The sequence below is a fragment of the Brotocaccenecus cirricatena genome, from assembly GCF_020687045.1.
Taxonomy (GTDB): domain Bacteria; phylum Bacillota; class Clostridia; order Oscillospirales; family Oscillospiraceae; genus Vescimonas; species Vescimonas cirricatena.
On record NZ_JAJEPW010000029.1, the window covers coordinates 18,489 to 36,783 of the forward strand.

The 18,295-nt window shown below is 63.4% G+C and carries 13 protein-coding genes and 1 tRNA gene; 8 read left to right on the forward strand and 6 right to left on the reverse strand.

All coding sequences use genetic code 11. From position 1 onward, the window contains the following. The first annotated feature begins 9 nt into the window (after positions 1 to 9). From LKD37_RS10190 to LKD37_RS10220, 7 genes are all read left to right on the forward strand, one after another. The gene (locus LKD37_RS10190) at positions 10 to 204 is read left to right on the forward strand and encodes a PspC domain-containing protein (RefSeq protein WP_302929120.1); all 195 of its coding nucleotides are present in this window, start codon (positions 10 to 12) and stop codon (positions 202 to 204) included. Positions 205 to 249: 45 nt separating this feature from the next. Next, complete coding sequence (gene dnaK / locus LKD37_RS10195; protein WP_302929121.1) at positions 250 to 2,100, forward strand: molecular chaperone DnaK; 1,851 nt, start codon at positions 250 to 252, stop codon at positions 2,098 to 2,100. A gap of 89 nt (positions 2,101 to 2,189) precedes the next feature. Further along, a complete protein-coding gene (gene dnaJ, locus LKD37_RS10200; RefSeq protein WP_302929122.1) occupies positions 2,190 to 3,320 on the forward strand; it encodes a molecular chaperone DnaJ in 1,131 nt (376 codons plus the stop codon). 3 nt (positions 3,321 to 3,323) lie between these two features. Beyond that, positions 3,324 to 4,130, forward strand: coding sequence for a histidinol-phosphatase HisJ family protein (locus LKD37_RS10205; RefSeq protein WP_302929123.1), 807 nt, complete (start codon positions 3,324 to 3,326; stop codon positions 4,128 to 4,130). 22 nt (positions 4,131 to 4,152) lie between these two features. Next, on the forward strand, positions 4,153 to 4,590 hold the full coding sequence (gene rpiB, locus LKD37_RS10210) for a ribose 5-phosphate isomerase B (protein ID WP_302929124.1): 438 nt from the start codon (positions 4,153 to 4,155) through the stop codon (positions 4,588 to 4,590). 26 nt (positions 4,591 to 4,616) lie between these two features. Next, positions 4,617 to 5,606, forward strand: coding sequence for a putative glycoside hydrolase (locus LKD37_RS10215; protein WP_302929125.1), 990 nt, complete (start codon positions 4,617 to 4,619; stop codon positions 5,604 to 5,606). Positions 5,607 to 5,759: 153 nt separating this feature from the next. Next, positions 5,760 to 7,172 (forward strand): MATE family efflux transporter, encoded by a 1,413-nt coding sequence (locus LKD37_RS10220; RefSeq protein ID WP_302929126.1) that lies wholly within the window; start codon positions 5,760 to 5,762, stop codon positions 7,170 to 7,172. Positions 7,173 to 7,282: 110 nt separating this feature from the next. On the opposite strand, the gene LKD37_RS10225 is transcribed toward LKD37_RS10220, so the two are convergent. The 6 genes from LKD37_RS10225 to LKD37_RS10250 all read right to left on the reverse strand — a co-directional run bounded on the left by LKD37_RS10225 (position 7,283) and on the right by LKD37_RS10250 (position 14,161). Then, positions 7,283 to 7,374 (reverse strand) — tRNA-Ser (locus LKD37_RS10225). 164 nt (positions 7,375 to 7,538) lie between these two features. Further along, on the reverse strand, positions 7,539 to 9,296 hold the full coding sequence (thrS, locus tag LKD37_RS10230) for a threonine--tRNA ligase (RefSeq protein ID WP_302929127.1): 1,758 nt from the start codon (positions 9,294 to 9,296) through the stop codon (positions 7,539 to 7,541). A 373-nt stretch (positions 9,297 to 9,669) separates the two neighbouring features. Then, positions 9,670 to 10,116 carry a hypothetical protein gene (locus LKD37_RS10235; protein WP_302929128.1) on the reverse strand — a complete coding sequence of 149 codons (447 nt, stop codon included), beginning with the start codon at positions 10,114 to 10,116 and terminating at the stop codon, positions 9,670 to 9,672. Between the two features lie 13 nt (positions 10,117 to 10,129). Beyond that, entirely contained in the window at positions 10,130 to 11,389 is a 1,260-nt protein-coding gene (locus LKD37_RS10240) for a competence/damage-inducible protein A (RefSeq protein ID WP_302929129.1), read from the reverse strand. Positions 11,390 to 11,423: 34 nt separating this feature from the next. Further along, a complete protein-coding gene (gene thiI / locus LKD37_RS10245) occupies positions 11,424 to 12,593 on the reverse strand; it encodes a tRNA uracil 4-sulfurtransferase ThiI (protein ID WP_302929130.1) in 1,170 nt (389 codons plus the stop codon). Positions 12,594 to 12,646: 53 nt separating this feature from the next. Continuing rightward, positions 12,647 to 14,161 carry a YifB family Mg chelatase-like AAA ATPase gene (locus tag LKD37_RS10250; protein WP_302929131.1) on the reverse strand — a complete coding sequence of 505 codons (1,515 nt, stop codon included), beginning with the start codon at positions 14,159 to 14,161 and terminating at the stop codon, positions 12,647 to 12,649. Positions 14,162 to 14,603: 442 nt separating this feature from the next. On the opposite strand from LKD37_RS10250, the gene nifJ reads away from it, so the two are divergent. Continuing rightward, on the forward strand, positions 14,604 to 18,224 hold the full coding sequence (nifJ, locus tag LKD37_RS10255; RefSeq protein WP_302929132.1) for a pyruvate:ferredoxin (flavodoxin) oxidoreductase: 3,621 nt from the start codon (positions 14,604 to 14,606) through the stop codon (positions 18,222 to 18,224). The last annotated feature ends 71 nt before the right edge of the window (positions 18,225 to 18,295 follow it).

Below are 18,295 nucleotides of genomic sequence, written 5' to 3' on the forward strand. Positions count from 1 at the left end.
GCATGTGCTATGAACGGAAAAAAACTTTATAAAAGCCGGGATAACCGGATGATCTCCGGCGTGTGCGCCGGGATTGCCGAGTATTTCAATATGGACCCCACCATCATCCGTCTGGCCTGGGTGCTGTTCAGCCTGCTGGGCGGCAGCGGCGTGCTGGGCTATATCATCGCCGCCATCGTGATCCCCGAGTATCCGATGGACTGACCCTTGTAAACAAATTTTATTTCATATATTCAGGAGGCAATTATTATGTCTAAAGTTATCGGTATCGACCTTGGCACCACCAATTCCTGCGTAGCCGTCATGGAGGGCGGCGAGGCAGTTGTCATCCCCAACGCAGAGGGTAACCGCACCACCCCGTCCGTGGTGGCCTTCTCCAAGACCGGCGAGCGCATGGTGGGCCAGGTGGCCAAGCGCCAGGCCATCACCAACCCCGACCGCACCATCTCCTCCATCAAGCGCGAGATGGGCTCCGACCACCGGGTCAGCATCGACGGCAAGTCCTACACGCCCCAGGAGATCAGCGCCATGATCCTGCAGAAGCTCAAGAGCGACGCAGAGGCCTATCTGGGCAGCACCGTCACCGAGGCCGTTATCACCGTCCCCGCCTACTTCACCGATGCCCAGCGTCAGGCCACCAAGGACGCCGGCAAGATCGCGGGTCTGGACGTGAAGCGTATCATCAACGAGCCCACCGCCGCGGCCCTGGCCTATGGCGTGGATAAGGAGCAGGCCCAGAAGATCATGGTGTACGACCTGGGCGGCGGCACCTTCGATGTGTCCATTCTGGAGATCGACGACGGCGTCATCGAGGTTCTGGCCACCGCCGGCAACAACCGGCTGGGCGGCGACGACTTCGACCAGTGCATCATGAAGTACCTGGTCAGCGAGTTCAAGCGCACCGAGGGCATCGACCTGTCCGGCGATAAGGTTGCCATGCAGCGCCTGAAGGAGGCCGCCGAGAAGGCCAAGATCGAGCTGTCCGGCGTGACCACCAGCAACATCAACCTCCCCTATATCACCGCCGACGCCACCGGCCCCAAGCACCTGGACGTGACCCTGACCCGGGCCAAGTTCAACGAGCTCACCGGCCACCTGGTGGACGCCACCATGGGCCCCGTGCGCCAGGCCATGTCCGACGCCGGTCTGAAGCCCTCCGACCTGTCCAAGGTCCTGATGGTGGGCGGCTCCAGCCGTATCCCCGCCGTGGTGGAGGCCGTGAAGAACTTCACCGGCAACGAGCCCTTCAAGGGCATCAACCCCGATGAGTGCGTGGCCATGGGCGCGGCCCTGCAGGCCGGCGTGCTGACCGGCGATGTCAAGGGCCTGCTGCTGCTGGACGTGACCCCCCTGTCCCTGGGCATTGAGACCATGGGCGGCGTGTGCACCCGCCTGATCGAGCGCAACACCACCATCCCCGTGAAGAAGAGCCAGATCTTCTCCACCGCCGCCGACAACCAGACCTCCGTGGAGGTCAACGTGCTGCAGGGCGAGCGGGAGATGGCCGCCGCCAACAAGAGCCTGGGCCGCTTCCACCTGGACGGCATCGCTCCGGCCCGCCGCGGCGTGCCCCAGATCGAGGTGACCTTCGACATCGACGCCAATGGCATCGTCAACGTGTCCGCCAAGGACCTGGGCACCGGCACCGAGCAGCACATCACCATCACCTCCTCCTCCAACATGAGCAAGGACGACATCGAGAAGGCCGTGAAGGAGGCCGAGCAGTATGCCGCCGAGGACGCCAAGATCAAGGAGAAGGTGGAGGTCCGCAACCAGGCCGACCAGATGGTCTATCAGTCCGAAAAGACCCTCAGCGAGGTGGGCGACAAGCTGCCCGAAAGCGAGAAGGCCCCCATCCAGGCCGGTATCGACAAGCTGAAGGAGACCCTGAAGGGCGAGGACACCGACGCCATCAAGGCCGCCACCGAGGAGCTGACCCAGCTGTTCTACAAGATGAGCGAGAAGCTGTATCAGCAGCAGGCGCCCCAGGGCGACCCCACCCAGGCCGGCCAGCAGGGCGGCGCCCAGGGTGACCAGGGCGGCCAGTATTACGACGCCGACTACAAGGTCGTGGATGACGACGACACCAAGAATAAATAAGTGAAATTTCACCACCGGAAAGGGGCAGGGCTTCCTGTCCCTTCCTGTGGTGTTCAGGGAGAAACACCCGGAGAAGGGAGCGGGCCGTTATGGCAGACAAACGCGATTATTACGAGGTCCTGGGCGTTGAAAAGGGCGCCAGCGAGGACGAGATCAAAAGAGCATACAAAAAGCTGGCCCGGAAGTATCACCCGGACATGAACCCCGGCGACAAGGAGGCCGAGGAGAAGTTCAAGGAGATCAACGAGGCCAACGAGGTGCTGTCCAATCCCGATAAGCGCCAGAAATATGACCAGTTCGGCTTCGCCGGGGTGGACCCCAACTATGGCGCGGGCCAGGGCGGCGGATACGGGGCAGGCGGCTTCGACTTCGGCGACCTGGGCGACATTTTCGGCAGCTTCTTCAGCGGCGGCTTCGGCGGCGGCCAGCAGCGGCGCAACGGACCCCGCCGGGGCGAGAGCATCCGGGCCAGCGTGTCCGTGGACTTCACGGAGGCCGCCTTCGGCTGCGAGAAATCCGTGACGGTGGAGCGCAGCGAGTCCTGCCCCACCTGCAAAGGAAACGGCTGCGCCCACGGCACCACGCCGGAGGTGTGCCCCGACTGCCGCGGCACCGGCACCGTGACCCAGGCCCAGCGGACGCCCTTCGGCGTCATGCAGAGCCAGGGCCCCTGCCAGAAGTGCCGGGGCACCGGCAAGATCATCCACCAGCCCTGCCCCGACTGTCACGGCAGCGGCCGCATTCGCAAGCGCCGGACCATTCAGGTGAACATCCCCGCCGGTATCGACAACGGCCAGACCATCTCCCTGCGGGGCCAGGGCCACGCAGGCTCCAACGGCGGCCCCAGCGGCGACCTGCTGATTACCGTGATGGTGCGGCCCCACGAGATCTTCCGCCGGGAGGGCACCTCCGTGTTCTGCGAGGCCCCCATCACCTTCACCCAGGCGGTGCTGGGCGCGGAGCTGGAGATCCCCACCATCGACGGCCGGGTGAAATACACCATCCCCGAGGGCACCCAGACCGGCACCGTGTTCCGGCTGCGGGGCAAGGGCATTCCCGTCCTCAACGGCCGGGGCCGGGGCGACCAGTACGTCACCGTCACCATCGAGACGCCCCGGGACCTGAACCGGGAGCAGAAGGAGGCCCTGAAGAAATTCAGCGAGACCCTGGGCGAAGGCAACTACGAAAAGCACCGCAGCTTTTTCGGGAAGAAGAAGTAAGCCATGTATCTTGCAGACTATCACGTCCATTCCACCTGCTCCCCGGACGGGCACCAGACCATGGCCCAGGCGGCGGAGGCTGCCGTCCGGCAGGGCCTGCGGGAACTGTGCATCACCGACCATGTGGACACCATCCACTGGGGCACCCTGGCTCCCCGGGACGACTTCGACTGGGAGGAGTCCCGGCGGCAGTTCCATGAGGCCCAGGCGCTGTGGGGGGACCGGATCACCCTGCGGCGGGGGGCGGAGCTGGGAGAGGCCCAGCTGAGCTTCGACCGGGCGGACCGGCTTCTGGCCGGGGAGGAGCTGGACTTTGTCATCGGCTCCGTGCACCTGAGCGGAAAAAAGTTTGCCAACATGGACCTGTACTATATTGAAAAAGGCAGCGAAGCGTATTATGATAGTGTCATCGACAGCTATCTGGACGATGTGCTGGCCCTGGCCCGGTGGGGCCGGTTCCAGGTGCTGGGCCACCTGACCCTGCCCCTGCGGTATATCAACGAGCAGCACGGGGAGCACATGACCTTCCGCCGCCACATGGACCGGGTGGAGGAGATCTTCCGCACCATCATTCCCCAGGGGGTGGGCATCGAGTGCAACACCAACCGGGGAAACGAGCCCCTGCCGGGGGAGGAAATTCTGCGGCTGTACCGCAGTCTGGGCGGCGAGATCATCACCCTGGGCAGCGACGCCCACCGGCCGGAGGACGTGGGCTGCTTCATCCGGCAGCGCCAGGAGCTTCTGCGGACCTGCGGCTTCCGCCATTTCACCACATTTGAACGGGGCCGGCCGCAGTTTCAGGCCCTGTGAACACCTGAGAGGAGAACGAATCATGAAAATTGCCATCGGCTGCGATCACGGCGGCTATCTGCTGAAGCAGGACATTCTCATCTGGATGGAGGAGCACGACATCGACGTTGAGGACGTGGGCTGCTTCTCCACCGAAAGCGTGGACTATCCCATTTACGGCGAGAAGGTGGCCCGGCTGGTGGCCTCCGGCGCATGCGAAAAGGGCATCGTCATCTGCACCACCGGCATCGGCATTTCCATCGCCGCCAACAAGGTCAAGGGCATCCGCTGCGCCCACTGCACGGACTCCCTGTCCGCCGAAATGACCCGCCGCCACAACGACGCCAACGTGCTGGCCCTGGGCGCGGGCATCACCGGCCCCAACCTGGCCAAGCGCATTGTGGAGGTGTTCCTGAACACCGAGTTCGAGGGCGGACGCCATGCCCGCCGGGTGGGCCAGCTGGACAGCATCCAGCCCTGAATTTTCCGTGAACGGAGGTGCGCTCCATGACCACAAAGGGATATCATCGCTACCGGGGAAGAAACACCCGGGGCAAGGTGGCGCTGGTCATCGTGCTGGTGCTGGTGCTGATCGCGGCGGTGGCCTATCTGCTGACCCAGGAATACGTGGTGTATGACGACGAGGGCAAGGCCCATCTGGAGTTGCCCTGGTTCCGGAAGGAGCCGGAGAAGCCCCAGCCGGACCCCGCCCCTGTGCCGGATGACGTGGACATCACCCGGGAGGAGCCGCAACGGCAGAAGGTGGACGCCATCCACGCCTGGGAGCTGCCCTACGGCTGCCTGGGCGGCGACCCCGGCTATCTGCTGACGGGCCGGGAGGCCGTGGCCGTCAACGTGAAGATGTACGACGGCTCCGTGGCCTATCACACGGCGGTGTCCCTGCCGGAGGGCGTCCTCACCGGCGGCAATGCCACCAGCCGGAACCTCCAGACCATTCTGGACAGCGACTGCTACACCGTGGCAAGGCTTGCCTGCTTCTGCGACAACGCCTACGCCGACGCCATGGGGGACCGGGCGGCCCTGTGCACCGCCGAGGGCGTCCTGTACCGGGACGGCTCCGGCCGCCGGTGGCTGGACCCCACCAAGCCGGAGACCCTGCGGTATATCACGGACCTGGCCGAGGAGTGCGCCCGGCTGGGCTTTGACGAGATCCTGCTGGATTGGTTCCTGTATCCCACCAGCGGCGACCAGACGGCCCTGGACCTGCCTGCCGACAGGACGGCGGTGCTGAAGGACTTCGCCCAGGCTCTGGAAAAGCAGCTGCCGGAGGGCACGGTGCTGTCCGTGGTGCTGCGGGAGACGCCCACGGCGGACAGCGGCCTGACGCCGGAGCTGCTGACGGCCTGCTTCGACCGGGTGTATGTCATGCCGGAGGCGGACGCCTCGGCCCTGCCCACAGGCTACGACGCCGCCACCCGGGTGGTGGCCATGACCGCCTACGCCCCCGACAGCGGCAGCTATCTGGTGACCCAGTGAGAAATTGTTTCGACGGGCGAAATAAGTTTCCAAAATGAATAAAAAATCCCCTGAAACGCCGACGAAAATGTGGCTTTCAGGGGGTTTTCATTTGTCCAAGGCTATGGTACAATATCCTTTTGTGAATCGAAATCAAGGAGGGGATACCGTCCCATGGAAAAAGAAAACAAGCTGGGCACCATGCCCATTTCCAAGCTGATTATCAACATGTCCCTGCCCATTATCATCTCCATGCTGGTGCAGGCCCTGTACAACATCGTGGACAGCGTGTTCGTGTCCCGGGTGTGTGAGCAGGCGCTGACCGCCGTGTCCCTGGCGTTTCCGGCCCAGAACCTGATGATCGGTCTGGCCACCGGCACCGCCGTGGGCGTTAACGCCCTGATGGGCCGGGCCCTGGGAGCCAAGGACCAGGAGCGGGCCAACGCTGTGGCCATCAACGGCGTGTTCCTGGCGGTGGTGGGCTTTGCCATCTGCGCCGTGCTGGCGCTGCTGTTTGCCGGGCCCTTCTTCCGGTCCCAGACCCAGATCGACTACATTGTGGAAAACGGCACGGACTATCTGCTGGTCTGCTGCTGCGGCTCCCTGGGCCTGTTCTGCGAGATCATGTTCGAGCGGCTGCTGCAGGGCACCGGCCGGTCCATCCTGTCCATGTATACCCAGGGTCTGGGCGCCATTGTGAACATCGTGCTGGACCCCATCTTTATCTTCGTGCTGGACATGGGCGTTACCGGCGCGGCGGTGGCCACGGTCATCGGCCAGTTCTGCGGCTGTATCCTGGCCCTGATCTTCAACCTGAAGAAGAACGAGGAAATTCACCTGCAATTCCGGGGCTTCCGGCCCAATTGGCGGCTGGTGGGCAACATCTACGCCATCGGCCTGCCCAGCGTCATCATGGTGGCCATCGGCTCGGTGATGACCTTCTGCATGAACAAGATCCTCATCGCGTACCACTCCGCCAAGGAGACGGCGGCCACGGCCTTCGGCATTTACTTCAAGCTCAACAGCTTCATCTTCATGCCGGTGTTCGGCCTGAACAACGGCGTGGTGCCCATCGTGGCCTATAACTACGGGGCCCAGAACCGGCTGCGGATGGTGGAGACCATCAAGCGCAGCACCATCTACGCCTCCTGCATCATGGTGCTGGGCGTGATCATCTTCTGGGCCATTCCCGGGCCTCTGCTGAAGATCTTCGACGCCACGGACACCATGCTCCAGGTGGGCGTCCCTGCCCTGCGGATCATCTCCCTGAGCTTCTGCATGGCCGGAGCCTGCATCGCCCTGGGCAGCTCCTTCCAGGCCCTGGGCAAAGCGGTGTACTCCATGACCACCTCCATCATCCGGCAGCTGGTGTTTCTGGTGCCCATCGCCTATGTCCTGGCCCGGTACGGCTATTCCATCGGCAACGATGATCTGGTCTGGTGGAGCTATCCCCTGGCGGAGATCGCCTCCCTGCTGGTGACCCTGGTGTTCTTCCGGCGGCTGTACCGCACCCTCATCGCCCCGCTGCCTGCCAACGGCGGCGCGCCGGTCCACGACGACTCCGACGACGATCCCATCGGCGAATAACCCGAACAGCGCATCCCCCGCCTTGCCGATTGGCAGGGCGGGGGATGGTTTATTTGCCGGGCCGGGCAAAATCAAACCCCCGGAAAGCATCCGCTTTCCGGGGGTTTCTCTGGCGCAGTGGGAGGGATTTGAACCCTCGTGCCGCTTTTGACGACAACACGATTTCCAGTCGTGCTCGTTATGACCACTTCGATACCACTGCATATATTCCGATGCGACAACAGCATGGATTATTATAACAAAATCTGTGAGAATGTCAAGGGCTAAATCACAAAATCCGCAAATTTTCCGGACCGGTTGCCTCCTTGCAGGCAACAGCTCTGCCGCCCGGGAAGCCCCGGGCGGCGGAGAAAAAGGGTTCTTTTTTTACTGTCTTGCCTTGGAGTCCACGATCTCGTGGAGCTTGGCGGCGAAGTCCGCCAGGGACATGGCCCCCAGGTCCTCGCCGGTGCGGGTGCGGACGGACACGGTGCCCGCCTCCATATCCCGGTCGCCCACCACCAGCATGAAGGGGATCTTCTCCAGGGTGGCCTCCCGGATCTTCTTGCCGATCTTCTCGTTGCGGCCGTCCACCTCCACCCGGAAGCCCTGGCTGTCCAGCTGGGCGGCGACGTTTTTGGCGTAGTCCATGGCCCGGTCGGTAACGGGCAGGAGCTTGACCTGCACCGGGGACAGCCATGCCGGGAAGGCGCCGGCAAAGTGCTCGGTGATGACGCCGATGAAGCGCTCGATGGAGCCCAGCAGCGCCCGGTGGATCATGACGGGGCGGTGCTTCTCGCCGTCCTCGCCCACATACTCCAGGTCGAAGCGCTCGGGCATCTGGAAGTCCAGCTGGATGGTGCCGCACTGCCAGGTCCGGCCCAGGGAATCGGCCAGATGGAAGTCCAGCTTCGGGCCATAGAACGCGCCGTCACCGGCGTTGATGATGAAGTCCTTGCCCATTTCGGTGATGGCCGCCTGCAGGGTATCCTCGGCGAACTTCCAGTCCTTCTCGTCGCCCATGTGGTCCTCGGGCATGGTGGACAGCTCGATCTGATAGGTCAGGCCGAAGGTGGAGTAAATTTCGTCAAACAGCTTCACGACGTTCTTGATCTCGTCCTTCATCTGGTCGGGGGTCATGAAGATGTGGGCGTCGTCCTGGGTGAAGCAGCGGACGCGGAACAGGCCGTGCAGCGCGCCGGACATCTCGTGGCGGTGGACCAGGCCCAGCTCCGCCATGCGCAGGGGCAGGTCGCGGTAGGAATGGGGCTCGCTCTTATAAACCAGCATGCCGCCGGGGCAGTTCATGGGCTTAATGGCGTAATCCTCGCCGTCGATGACGGTGGTGTACATATTGTCCTTGTAGTGATCCCAGTGGCCGCTGCGGTGCCAGAGCTCCTGGTTGAGGATGATGGGCGTGGAGATCTCCACATAGCCGTAGCGCTTGTGGCACTGCCGCCAATAGTCCAGCAGGGTGTTTTTCAGCACCATGCCCTTGGGCAGGAAGAACGGGAAGCCCGGGCCCTCCTCGGTCATCATGAACAGGCCCAGTTCCTTGCCCAGCTTGCGGTGGTCGCGGCGCTTGGCCTCCTCAATGCGCTCCAGATAGGCGTCCAGCTCCTCCTTCTTGGGGAAGGCCACGCCATAGATCCGCTGCAGGGTCTGGCGATTGCTGTCGCCCCGCCAATAGGCGGCGTTGCAGGCGGTCAGCTTGATGGCGTTGCCCTTGATGCGGCCGGTGGAATCCAGGTGGGGACCGGCGCACAGGTCCACGAACTCTCCCTGCTTATAGAAGGAGATGTGGGCGTCGGCGGGCAGGTCGTTGATCAGCTCCACCTTGTAGGGCTCCTGCCGCTCCTCCATATATTGCAGGGCCTCCTCCCGGGGCAGCTCAAAGCGCTCCAGCTTCAGCTTCTCCTTGCAGATCTTGCGCATTTCGCCCTCGATCTCGGCCAGATCCTCGGGGGTGAAGGCAAAGGGCGCGTCCAGATCGTAATAAAAGCCGTTTTCGATGGACGGGCCGATGGCCAGCTTCACCTCCGGATGCAGGCGCTTGACGGCCTGGGCCAGGACGTGGGAGCAGGTGTGCCAATAGGTCCGGCGGTATTCCTCGTTTTCAAAGGTGTACTTGTTTTCTTCGCTCATGATGATTCCTCCTTGATATTGGGGTCGGGAAAATAAAAATCCCCACCCCTGACAGTGATTCAGGGGTGAGGTAATCGGCATTACTCCACGGTTCCACCCTGCTTACGGGACACGGGTCCCGTCGCTCGTAGCTCCTCTGTAACGGGAGGGCCCGGTCCGGCCTACTGGGGCCATGGCCCGTTGGGCGGACGGCTCGGAGGCGGTACGCATCCTGCTTTCAGCCGGGACCCTTGCACCAAGATGGGCCCCTCTCTGCTGCCTGCCGCAGGCGGCTTCCTCGTCAACGCCTTTTGTTATCCCTCAATATAGCACGCCCTGTCCCGGTTGTCAACGGGAAATTCCCGGGACAAAGGCGGGACAGGGCGGGACAATTTTACGCGAACAGCTGCAGAAGGCCCCAGACGCCCAGAAGGCCGTATACCAGGGCGAACACGATCAGAACGGCGTTGACCACGCCGTCCAGCTTCGAGGGCTTGGGGGCAGGGTAGTCCTTGCGGATCAGATACAGCGCGCCGCAGGAAAGACCCAGCAGCAGGGTGGTGGCGCTGTTGAGGATCTGGTTTTCCTGCAGGGAGGGGACCGCCAGCCGCACCACCAGGCACGCCACCAGCACGCCGAACATGATGCCCAGGGTGACCTTGACCTTGGTGGGCCAGGGGGCCTTCTGGGCGGCCTGGCTCTGGGCCTGGGCCTGGCGGGCGGCGGTGGCGGCAGTCTGATAGTCGCTGTTTTTCCGGGTGCGCTTGCCGCGGTTGTTTTTGGCCAGCTCCTTGCTGTGGGTCCGGCCCAGGTTCTTGTTGTTCATCGGGTTTGCTGCCATGTTATTTTTTCTCCTATTCCTGTTCTATGGGCAGATCACAAAGGTGTCTGCGTATGATATCCAGTGCGCTGCTGGCGGCCAGAAGCCGGATGCGGGGCCGGTCGCCGCCCAGGGCCAGCCGCCGCACCAGGGTCTCCCCCGGCAGGCTCAGGCCCAGATATACCGTACCCACGGGGTTTCCCCGGTCGTCGCCGTCAGGCCCGGCCAGGCCGGTGACGGACACCGAAAGGTCGCTGCCGGTAAGCCGCCGGACGCCCTCCGCCATGGCCCGGGCCACCGGCGCGGACACCGCGCCGTATCGGTCCAGCAGGTCCCGGGGCACGCCCAGCACCCCGGCCTTCACGCCGTTGGTATAGGACACCACGCCGCCCAGAAACGCGGCGGAGGCTCCGGCCACGTCTGTCAGCCGCTTGGCGATGAGGCCGCCGGTGCAGCTCTCTGCGGTGGAGAGAGTCAGCCCCTGCTGCCGCAGCCGGGTCAGGACCACCTCCTCCAGGGAGGAAACGTCCACGCCGTACAGATAGTTTCCCAGCCGGGAGCGGACGTCCCGGAACAGAGGGGCCATGCGCTCCTGGCAGTCGTCGTCGCTGCCGCCCTTGGCCGTCAGCCGCAGCATCACCTCGCCGGGCTTGGCGTAGGGGGCCAGGGAGGGGTTCTGCGCGCTGTCCATCAGGTCGCCCAGCAGCTCCTGGACCTGGGGCTCCGTCAGACCGAACACATGCAGGTCGCGGCTGCGGATAACGCCGCCGCTCTGGCCCCGGAGCCAGGGCAGCACCGCGTGCTCCGTCAGATAGCGGCACTCGTGGGGCACCCCCGGCAGCAACACCGCCGTGACGCCGCCCGCCGTGAACATGCAGCCCGGGGCGGTGCCCACCGGGTTGTGCAGCACCGTGCAGCCCTGGGGCAGCATAGCCTGCTGCCGGTTGCAGGCGGGCATGGGACGGTGGAACACACGGTCAAAATATTGCTGAATTTCCTCCATGACCTCCGGGTGGTATTCCAGGGCCAGGCCGAACACGCCGGCCACGGTCTCCTTGGTCATGTCGTCATAGGTGGGGCCTAAGCCGCCGGTGAACACCAGCAGGTCACAGCGGCCCCGGGCGATCTCCACCGCCTGGCGCAGACGCTGGGGGTTGTCCCCCACGGCGGTGTGGTACAGCACGTTGACCCCGGCCGAGGCCAGCAGCTGCGACAGAAACTGCGCGTTGGTGTTGGCAATATTGCCCAAAAGCAGCTCGGTGCCCACGGCGATGATCTCCGCCTGATGGGGCATGGTATCACATCCTTTTCGTTGGGGTTAAAACGGCTCAGCGGAGCTTTACCACTTCCCGACCGTCCATGGCCCGGCGGACCAGACCGTCCACGTCCAGGGCCTGCTCCATCTCCCGGACCTCCTCCACATGGGGGCGGGTTTTGGGATGGCGGGGGGTGAACACGGTGCAGCAGTCCTCATAGGGCAGGATGGAGGTCTCAAAGGTGCCGATGTGACGGGCAATGCGGACGATCTCCTCCTTGTCCATGCCGATGACGGGCCGCAGCACCGGCAGGTCCGTCACGTCGCCGCTGACGGCTAGGGCATCCATGGTCTGGCTGGCCACCTGGCCCAGGCTCTCGCCGGTGACCAGGGCACGGCAGTTCAGGTCCTTGGCCAGGGCATCCGCCAGGCGCATCATGAACCGGCGCATAATCAGGGTGAAATGATCCTCCGGGCAATTGCGGCGAATCTCCTCCTGAATCTCGGCAAAGGGGATGATGGTGACATTCAGCCGCCCGCACCAGGGCACCAGCTCCCGGGCCAGCTGAAGAACCTTCTCCCGGGCCTGCTCACTGGTATAGGGGGGCGAGGCAAAATGGATCATCTCCAGCTCCACGCCCCGCTTGGCGATCATGTAGCTGGCCACCGGCGAGTCGATGCCGCCGGACAGCAGGCTCACGGCCCGGCCGCCCATGCCGATGGGCAGGCCGCCGGCGGCAGGCTCCGCCGGGGCGTGGACATACGCCGCCTCCTCCCGGACCTCCACATACACCGTCAGCTCCGGGTGGTGAACGTCCACCGTCAGGTGGGGGAAGGCCTCGTGCAAGTGGCCGCCTACCCACTGGCTCAGCTGGATGGAGGTCATGGGGAAGGTCTTGTCTGCCCGCTTGCTCTCCACCTTGAAGCTCCGGGCCGCTGTCAGGGCGCTGCTCAGATAGGTCTTGGCGGTGTCCAGAATGGCCTCCTTTTCCTTGGCACAGGGCAGGGCCCGGGCCACGGCGATGATGCCGAAAACCTGCTTGCAGGCGGCATAGGCCCCGGCCAGGTCGCAGGTCTCCTCCGCAGGCTCCACATAGATGGTGCTCTGCTTGGAGTACACCCGGAACTTGCCGAACCGGCCGGTGCGGCGGCGGATATTGCCCATTAGCTTCATTTCAAAGCTGCGGCGGTTCAGGCCCTTCAGGACCACCTCGCCCAGCTTGCACAGGATCATCTCGTGCATGGGATCGTTTCTCCTTGTATATGGTTTCCAGTTATTATAACCCACCGGGGGGACTATTTCAACAGGGTGCTGCTGCGATACTGGATGGCCTCGGCCAGATGGGCGGCCTGGATATCCGGGCTGGCGTCCAGGTCGGCGATGGTCCGGGCCATGCGGAGAATGCGGTCGTGGCTGCGGCCGGTGAGGCCCAGCCGGTCGAAAGCCCCCTTCATCAGCCGCTCCCCGGCGGCGTCCAGCAGGCAGTACTGCCCGATCATGGCCGGGGTCATATAGGCGTTGCAGCTGACGCCGGTGCCGGAAAAGCGCTGCTTCTGAAGCTCCCGGGCGGCGTTGACCCGGGCGCGGACCTGAGCTGAGGTCTCCGGCTTTTCCTTGCGGCGCATGGCCTCGTACTCCACCGACGGCACCTCGATGTGCATATCAATGCGGTCCAGCAGGGGGCCGGAAATGCGGCGCATATAGCTCTCCACCTGGCTTTCCGAGCAGGTGCAGCGGCCGGAGGGGTGGCCGTACCACCCGCAGCGGCAGGGGTTCATGGCACACACCAGCATGAACCGGCTGGGCAGGGTCAGGGACCCGGACACCCGGGTGATGGTGACCACCCCGTCCTCCAGGGGCTGGCGCAGGGTCTCCAGGGCGGTTTTGTCGAACTCCGGCAGCTCGTCCAGAAACAGGATGCCGTTGTGGGCCAGGGAGATCTCCCCGGGCCGGGGCACGGTGCCGCCGCCGGACAGGGACACGGGAGAGGCTGTATGGTGGGGGCTGCGGAAGGGCCGCCGGGTCACCAGGGGGTGGGACGGGTCCGTCATCCCCGCCACGGAGTATACCTCCGTGGTTTGCAGGGACTCCTGCCGGGTCATATCCGGCAGAATGGACGGCAGCCGCCGGGCCAGCATGGACTTGCCGGAGCCGGGGGAGCCGATCAGCAGCACATTGTGGCCCCCGGCGGCGGCTACCTCCAGGGCCCGCTTTACGTTTTCCTGGCCCATGACGTCGGCAAAGTCCGGCAGGGCCTGGGACACCGGCGAGGGGGTCCAGGGGGTCTGGGGCCGGATGGGCGCATCACCGGTAAGGTGGGCCACCAGCTGGGCGATGTTTTCCACCGGATAGACGGTGATTCCCTGGGCCAGGGTGGCCTCCGGGGCGTTCTGGGCCGGGACAAACAGCTGGCGGATGCCCATCCGGGCGGCGCACAGGGCCATGGGCAGCACCCCCGTCACCGGACGCAGCGCGCCGGTAAGGCTCAGCTCCCCCAGAAACGCCGCGTCGGCGGGCAGGGGCTTCAGCTCCTCCGCCGCTGTCAGGATGCCCAGCAGAATGGGCAGGTCATACACCGTCCCCTCCTTGCGCTGGCCCGCCGGGGCCAGGTTCACGGTGATGCGGCTGACAGGGAATTTGGCCCCGCAGGCCTTGATGGCGGCCCGGACCCGCTCCCGGGATTCCCGCACCGCCGCGTCCGGCAGGCCCACCACATCGAAGGCGGGCAGTCCCCCGGACAAAAAGCACTCCACCGACACCTCGTATCCGCTGATGCCGCTGAGGCCCAGGGACCGTACCGTTACCACCATGCCCCTTCACATCCTCTCACAAAAAATGCGCCTGTTCTGCGCAGCTTGTCAAAAATGGCTTTTTGACAAGTTGCGTGCGGTTTTTCAGAACCTAATAAGTTCTGAAAAACCTGTGATTGCAAACGAAAGACACCCCTGATGGGTTTCTTTCGTAACGATCTTCCTTTCCGATGGCGGAAGATTTCCAATTTTTTTCGACAGTCTCATGTTGCTTTCTGATATGTTTCATCTGTATTTTAGCACATATCCCGCCGTTTTGAAATACATTGCCAAAAAAACTTCCCGGTTGGCGTGAGAATTTTTGTGCACGATGAAGAAAAAGCCTTAATCCGTGAAAAAGGCTGATTTTTCCGTTTACAAAAAAGAGACATTGTGGTAATATACACAATGTATGGTGTTTCGTTGAGAAATCCGCGAAATGTTTTTATGAGGAGGTTCATTTATGGTAAGAAAAATGAAGTCCATGGATGGCAACAACGCTGCGGCGCACGTGTCCTACGCGTTCTCTGAGGTTGCGGCCATCTACCCCATCACCCCGTCGTCCCCTATGGCCGACTTTGTGGACCAGTGGTCCGCCAACGGGCTGAAGAACATCTTCGGCACCCAGGTCAAGGTGGTGGAGATGCAGTCTGAGGCCGGCGCTGCCGGCGCGGTTCACGGTTCTCTGGGCGCAGGCGCCCTGACCACCACCTACACCGCATCCCAGGGCCTGCTGCTGATGATCCCCAACATGTACAAGATCGCAGCCGAGCAGCTGCCCGCCGTGTTCCATGTCTCCGCCCGTACCGTGTCCACCCAGGCGTTGAACATCTTCGGCGACCACTCCGACGTGATGGCCTGCCGCCAGACCGGCTTTGCCATGCTGTGCGAGGGCAACGTGCAGGAGGTCATGGATCTGTCCCCTGTGGCCCACCTGGCCGCTCTGGAGGGGAAGGTCCCCTTCATCAACTTCTTTGACGGCTTCCGTACCAGCCACGAGATCCAGAAGATCGCCGTGTGGGATTACGAGGATCTGAAGGATATGTGCGACATGGACGCCGTGAAGGAGTTCCGTCAGCACGCCCTGAATCCCGAGCATCCCCATATGCGCGGCAGCCATGAGAATGGCGATATCTTCTTCCAGCACCGCGAGGCCTGCAACAAGTACTATGCCGCTCTGCCCGCCGTGGTGGAGAAGTACATGGACAAGATCAACGCCAAGCTGGGCACCAACTATGGCCTGTTCAACTACTACGGCGCTGAGGATGCCGACCGGGTCATCGTGGCCATGGGCTCCATCTGCGATGTGGCCGAGGAGGTCATCGACTATCTGAACGCCCACGGCGAGAAGGTCGGCCTGGTGAAGGTCCGCCTGTTCCGCCCCTTCGCCCCCGAGAAGCTCATCGAGGTCATCCCCGCCTCCGTCAGGAAGATCGCCGTTCTGGACCGCACCAAGGAGCCCGGCGCTCTGGGCGAGCCCCTGTATCAGGATGTGGTCACCGCTCTGGCCAACGCCGGACGCAACGACATCCAGGTCATCGGCGGCCGTTACGGCCTGGGCAGCAAGGATACGCCTCCTGCCTCCGTGTTCGCCGTGTATGACGAGCTCAAGCGCGACGAGATGAAGCGCCAGTTCACCATCGGCATCGTGGACGATGTGACCAACCTGTCCCTGCCCGAGGATAAGAACTGTCCCAACACCGCTGCTCCCGGCACCATCGAGTGCAAGTTCTGGGGTCTGGGCGGCGACGGCACCGTGGGCGCCAACAAGAACTCCATCAAGATCATCGGCGACCACACCGACAAGTACGTGCAGGCATACTTCCAGTATGACTCCAAGAAGACCGGCGGTGTGACCATCAGCCATCTGCGCTTCGGCGATCACCCCATCCGTTCCCCGTACTATATCAACAAGGCCGACTTCGTGGCCTGCCACAACCCCAGCTACATCACCAAGGGCTTCAAGATGGTCAACGACGTCAAGCCCGGCGGCGTGTTCATGATCAACTGCCAGTGGGACTTCGATGAGCTGAATCATCACCTGAAGGCCGATGCCAAGCGCTATATCGCCCGCAACAACATCCAGCTGTATACCATCGACGCCATTGACCTGGCCATCGAGATCGGTATGGGCAAGCGCAACAACACCATCCTCCAGTCCGCTTTCTTCTCCCTGGCCAAGGTCATGCCCGAGGAGGACGCCATCCGCTTCATGAAGGAGAAGGCCAAGGCCTCCTACCTGAAGAAGGGCCAGGACGTGGTGGATATGAACTACAAGGCCATCGACCTGGGCGCCACCGCCTATAAGAAGATCGATGTGCCCGCCGAGTGGGCCGACGCCGTGGACGAGACCGAGCACAAGCAGCTGGAGGGTAAGCCGGAGCTTGTGAAGATGGTCAAGGAGATCCTGGAGCCCGTGGGCAAGATGGACGGCGACAGCCTGCCCGTCTCCGCCTTTGCCGATCATGTGGACGGCCAGTTCGAGCTGGGCGCCTCCGCCTATGAGAAGCGCGGCGTGGCCGTGTCCGTCCCCACCTGGGACGCCGCCAAGTGCATCCAGTGCAACCAGTGCGCCTATGTCTGCCCCCATGCCACCATCCGTCCCTTCGCTCTGACCGCCGAGGAGGCCAAGAACGCTCCCGAGGCCGCCAAGATCGTGGACGTCAAGGCCGGCAAGGGCAAGGGCACCTATCAGTTCACCATGGCCATCAGTCCTCTGGACTGCATGGGCTGCGGCGTGTGCATCGGCGCCTGCCCCGTGAACGCTCTGTCCATGGTGGCCCAGGAGGGCGAGCTACCTCAGCAGGATGTGTTCGACTACTGCGTGGCCAAGGTCGCCGAGAAGAAGGATATGCAGGACAACACCGTCAAGGGCAGCCAGTTCAAGCAGCCCATGCTGGAGTTCTCCGGCTCCTGCGCCGGCTGCGCCGAGACCAGCTATGCCCGTCTCGTCACCCAGCTGTTCGGCGATCATATGTACATCTCCAACGCCACCGGCTGCTCCTCCATCTGGGGCGGTCCCGCGGCTACTTCCCCCTACTGCACCAACAAGGAGGGCCACGGCCCCGCATGGTGCAACTCCCTGTTCGAGGATAACGCGGAGCACGGTCTGGGCATGTTCGTGGGCCAGGATAAGATCCGCCAGGATCTGGCCGACGAGACCCGCCAGCTGATCGCCGTGGAGTGGGCCCGTCCCGAGCTGAAAGCCGCCGCTCAGGCCTGGCTGGATACCATGGACGACGGCACCGCCAACGCCGAGCCCGCCCGGGCCTATGTGAAGGCTCTGGAGGAGAGCATCGCCACCGTGGAGGAGCTGGCCGCCGTTCCGCAGTTCGCGGAGCACGCCGCCCAGCTGAAGGCCCAGGGCAAGCTGCTGTGCGACTGCGCCGCCTGCACCCTGGCTGCCGACATCCTCAGCAAGAAGGAATACCTGGCCAAGAAGTCCATGTGGATCTTCGGCGGCGACGGCTGGGCCTACGACATCGGTTACGGCGGCCTGGACCACGTCATCGCCAGCAAGAAGGACGTCAACATCTTCGTGTTCGACACCGAGGTGTACTCCAACACCGGCGGACAGGCCTCCAAGGCTTCCAACATCGGCCAGGTGGCTCAGTTTGCCGCTGCCGGTAAGGAAGTCAAGAAGAAGAGCCTGGCGGAGATCGCCATGCAGTACGGCTATGTGTACGTGGCCCAGGTGGCCATGGGCGCCAACCCCGCTCAGACCATCAAGGCCATCACCGAGGCCGAGGCCTATCACGGCCCGTCCCTGATCATCGGCTACAGCCCCTGCGAGATGCACTCCATCAAGGGCGGCATGATGAACTGCCAGAAGGAAATGAAGAAGGCCGTGGACTGCGGTTACTGGAACCTGTTCCGCTTCAACCCCGCTGCGGAGAAGAAGTTCACCCTGGATTCCAAGGCTCCCGCCGGCGGCTATCACGACTTCCTGATGAACGAGGCCCGCTACAGCCGTCTGACCCGCGAGTTCCCCGACCGTGCGGAGAATCTGTTCGCCCGCAACGAGGCCGAGGCCAAGGCCCGCTACGATCACCTGCTGAAGCTCATCGAAATGTACGACGACTGAGCCATACAAAGAACCTTACTCATGTCATAAATAGCAGAAGCGGGGGGGGGGGGGGGGGGGGGGGGGGGGGG

What these genes read in the sequence shown, in the direction of transcription:
- LKD37_RS10215 (WP_302929125.1), top strand. Translation starts at nt 4,617, where the DNA reads ATGACCACAAAGGGATATCATCGCTACCGGGGAAGAAACACCCGGGGC.
- LKD37_RS10250 (WP_302929131.1), bottom strand. Translation starts at nt 14,161, where the DNA reads ATGGTGGTAACGGTACGGTCCCTGGGCCTCAGCGGCATCAGCGGATAC.
- dnaJ (WP_302929122.1), top strand. Translation starts at nt 2,190, where the DNA reads ATGGCAGACAAACGCGATTATTACGAGGTCCTGGGCGTTGAAAAGGGC.
- rpiB (WP_302929124.1), top strand. Translation starts at nt 4,153, where the DNA reads ATGAAAATTGCCATCGGCTGCGATCACGGCGGCTATCTGCTGAAGCAG.
- LKD37_RS10205 (WP_302929123.1), top strand. Translation starts at nt 3,324, where the DNA reads ATGTATCTTGCAGACTATCACGTCCATTCCACCTGCTCCCCGGACGGG.
- LKD37_RS10220 (WP_302929126.1), top strand. Translation starts at nt 5,760, where the DNA reads ATGGAAAAAGAAAACAAGCTGGGCACCATGCCCATTTCCAAGCTGATT.
- dnaK (WP_302929121.1), top strand. Translation starts at nt 250, where the DNA reads ATGTCTAAAGTTATCGGTATCGACCTTGGCACCACCAATTCCTGCGTA.
- thrS (WP_302929127.1), bottom strand. Translation starts at nt 9,296, where the DNA reads ATGAGCGAAGAAAACAAGTACACCTTTGAAAACGAGGAATACCGCCGG.
- nifJ (WP_302929132.1), top strand. Translation starts at nt 14,604, where the DNA reads ATGGTAAGAAAAATGAAGTCCATGGATGGCAACAACGCTGCGGCGCAC.
- thiI (WP_302929130.1), bottom strand. Translation starts at nt 12,593, where the DNA reads ATGCACGAGATGATCCTGTGCAAGCTGGGCGAGGTGGTCCTGAAGGGC.
- LKD37_RS10240 (WP_302929129.1), bottom strand. Translation starts at nt 11,389, where the DNA reads ATGCCCCATCAGGCGGAGATCATCGCCGTGGGCACCGAGCTGCTTTTG.
- LKD37_RS10235 (WP_302929128.1), bottom strand. Translation starts at nt 10,116, where the DNA reads ATGGCAGCAAACCCGATGAACAACAAGAACCTGGGCCGGACCCACAGC.
- LKD37_RS10190 (WP_302929120.1), top strand. Translation starts at nt 10, where the DNA reads ATGAACGGAAAAAAACTTTATAAAAGCCGGGATAACCGGATGATCTCC.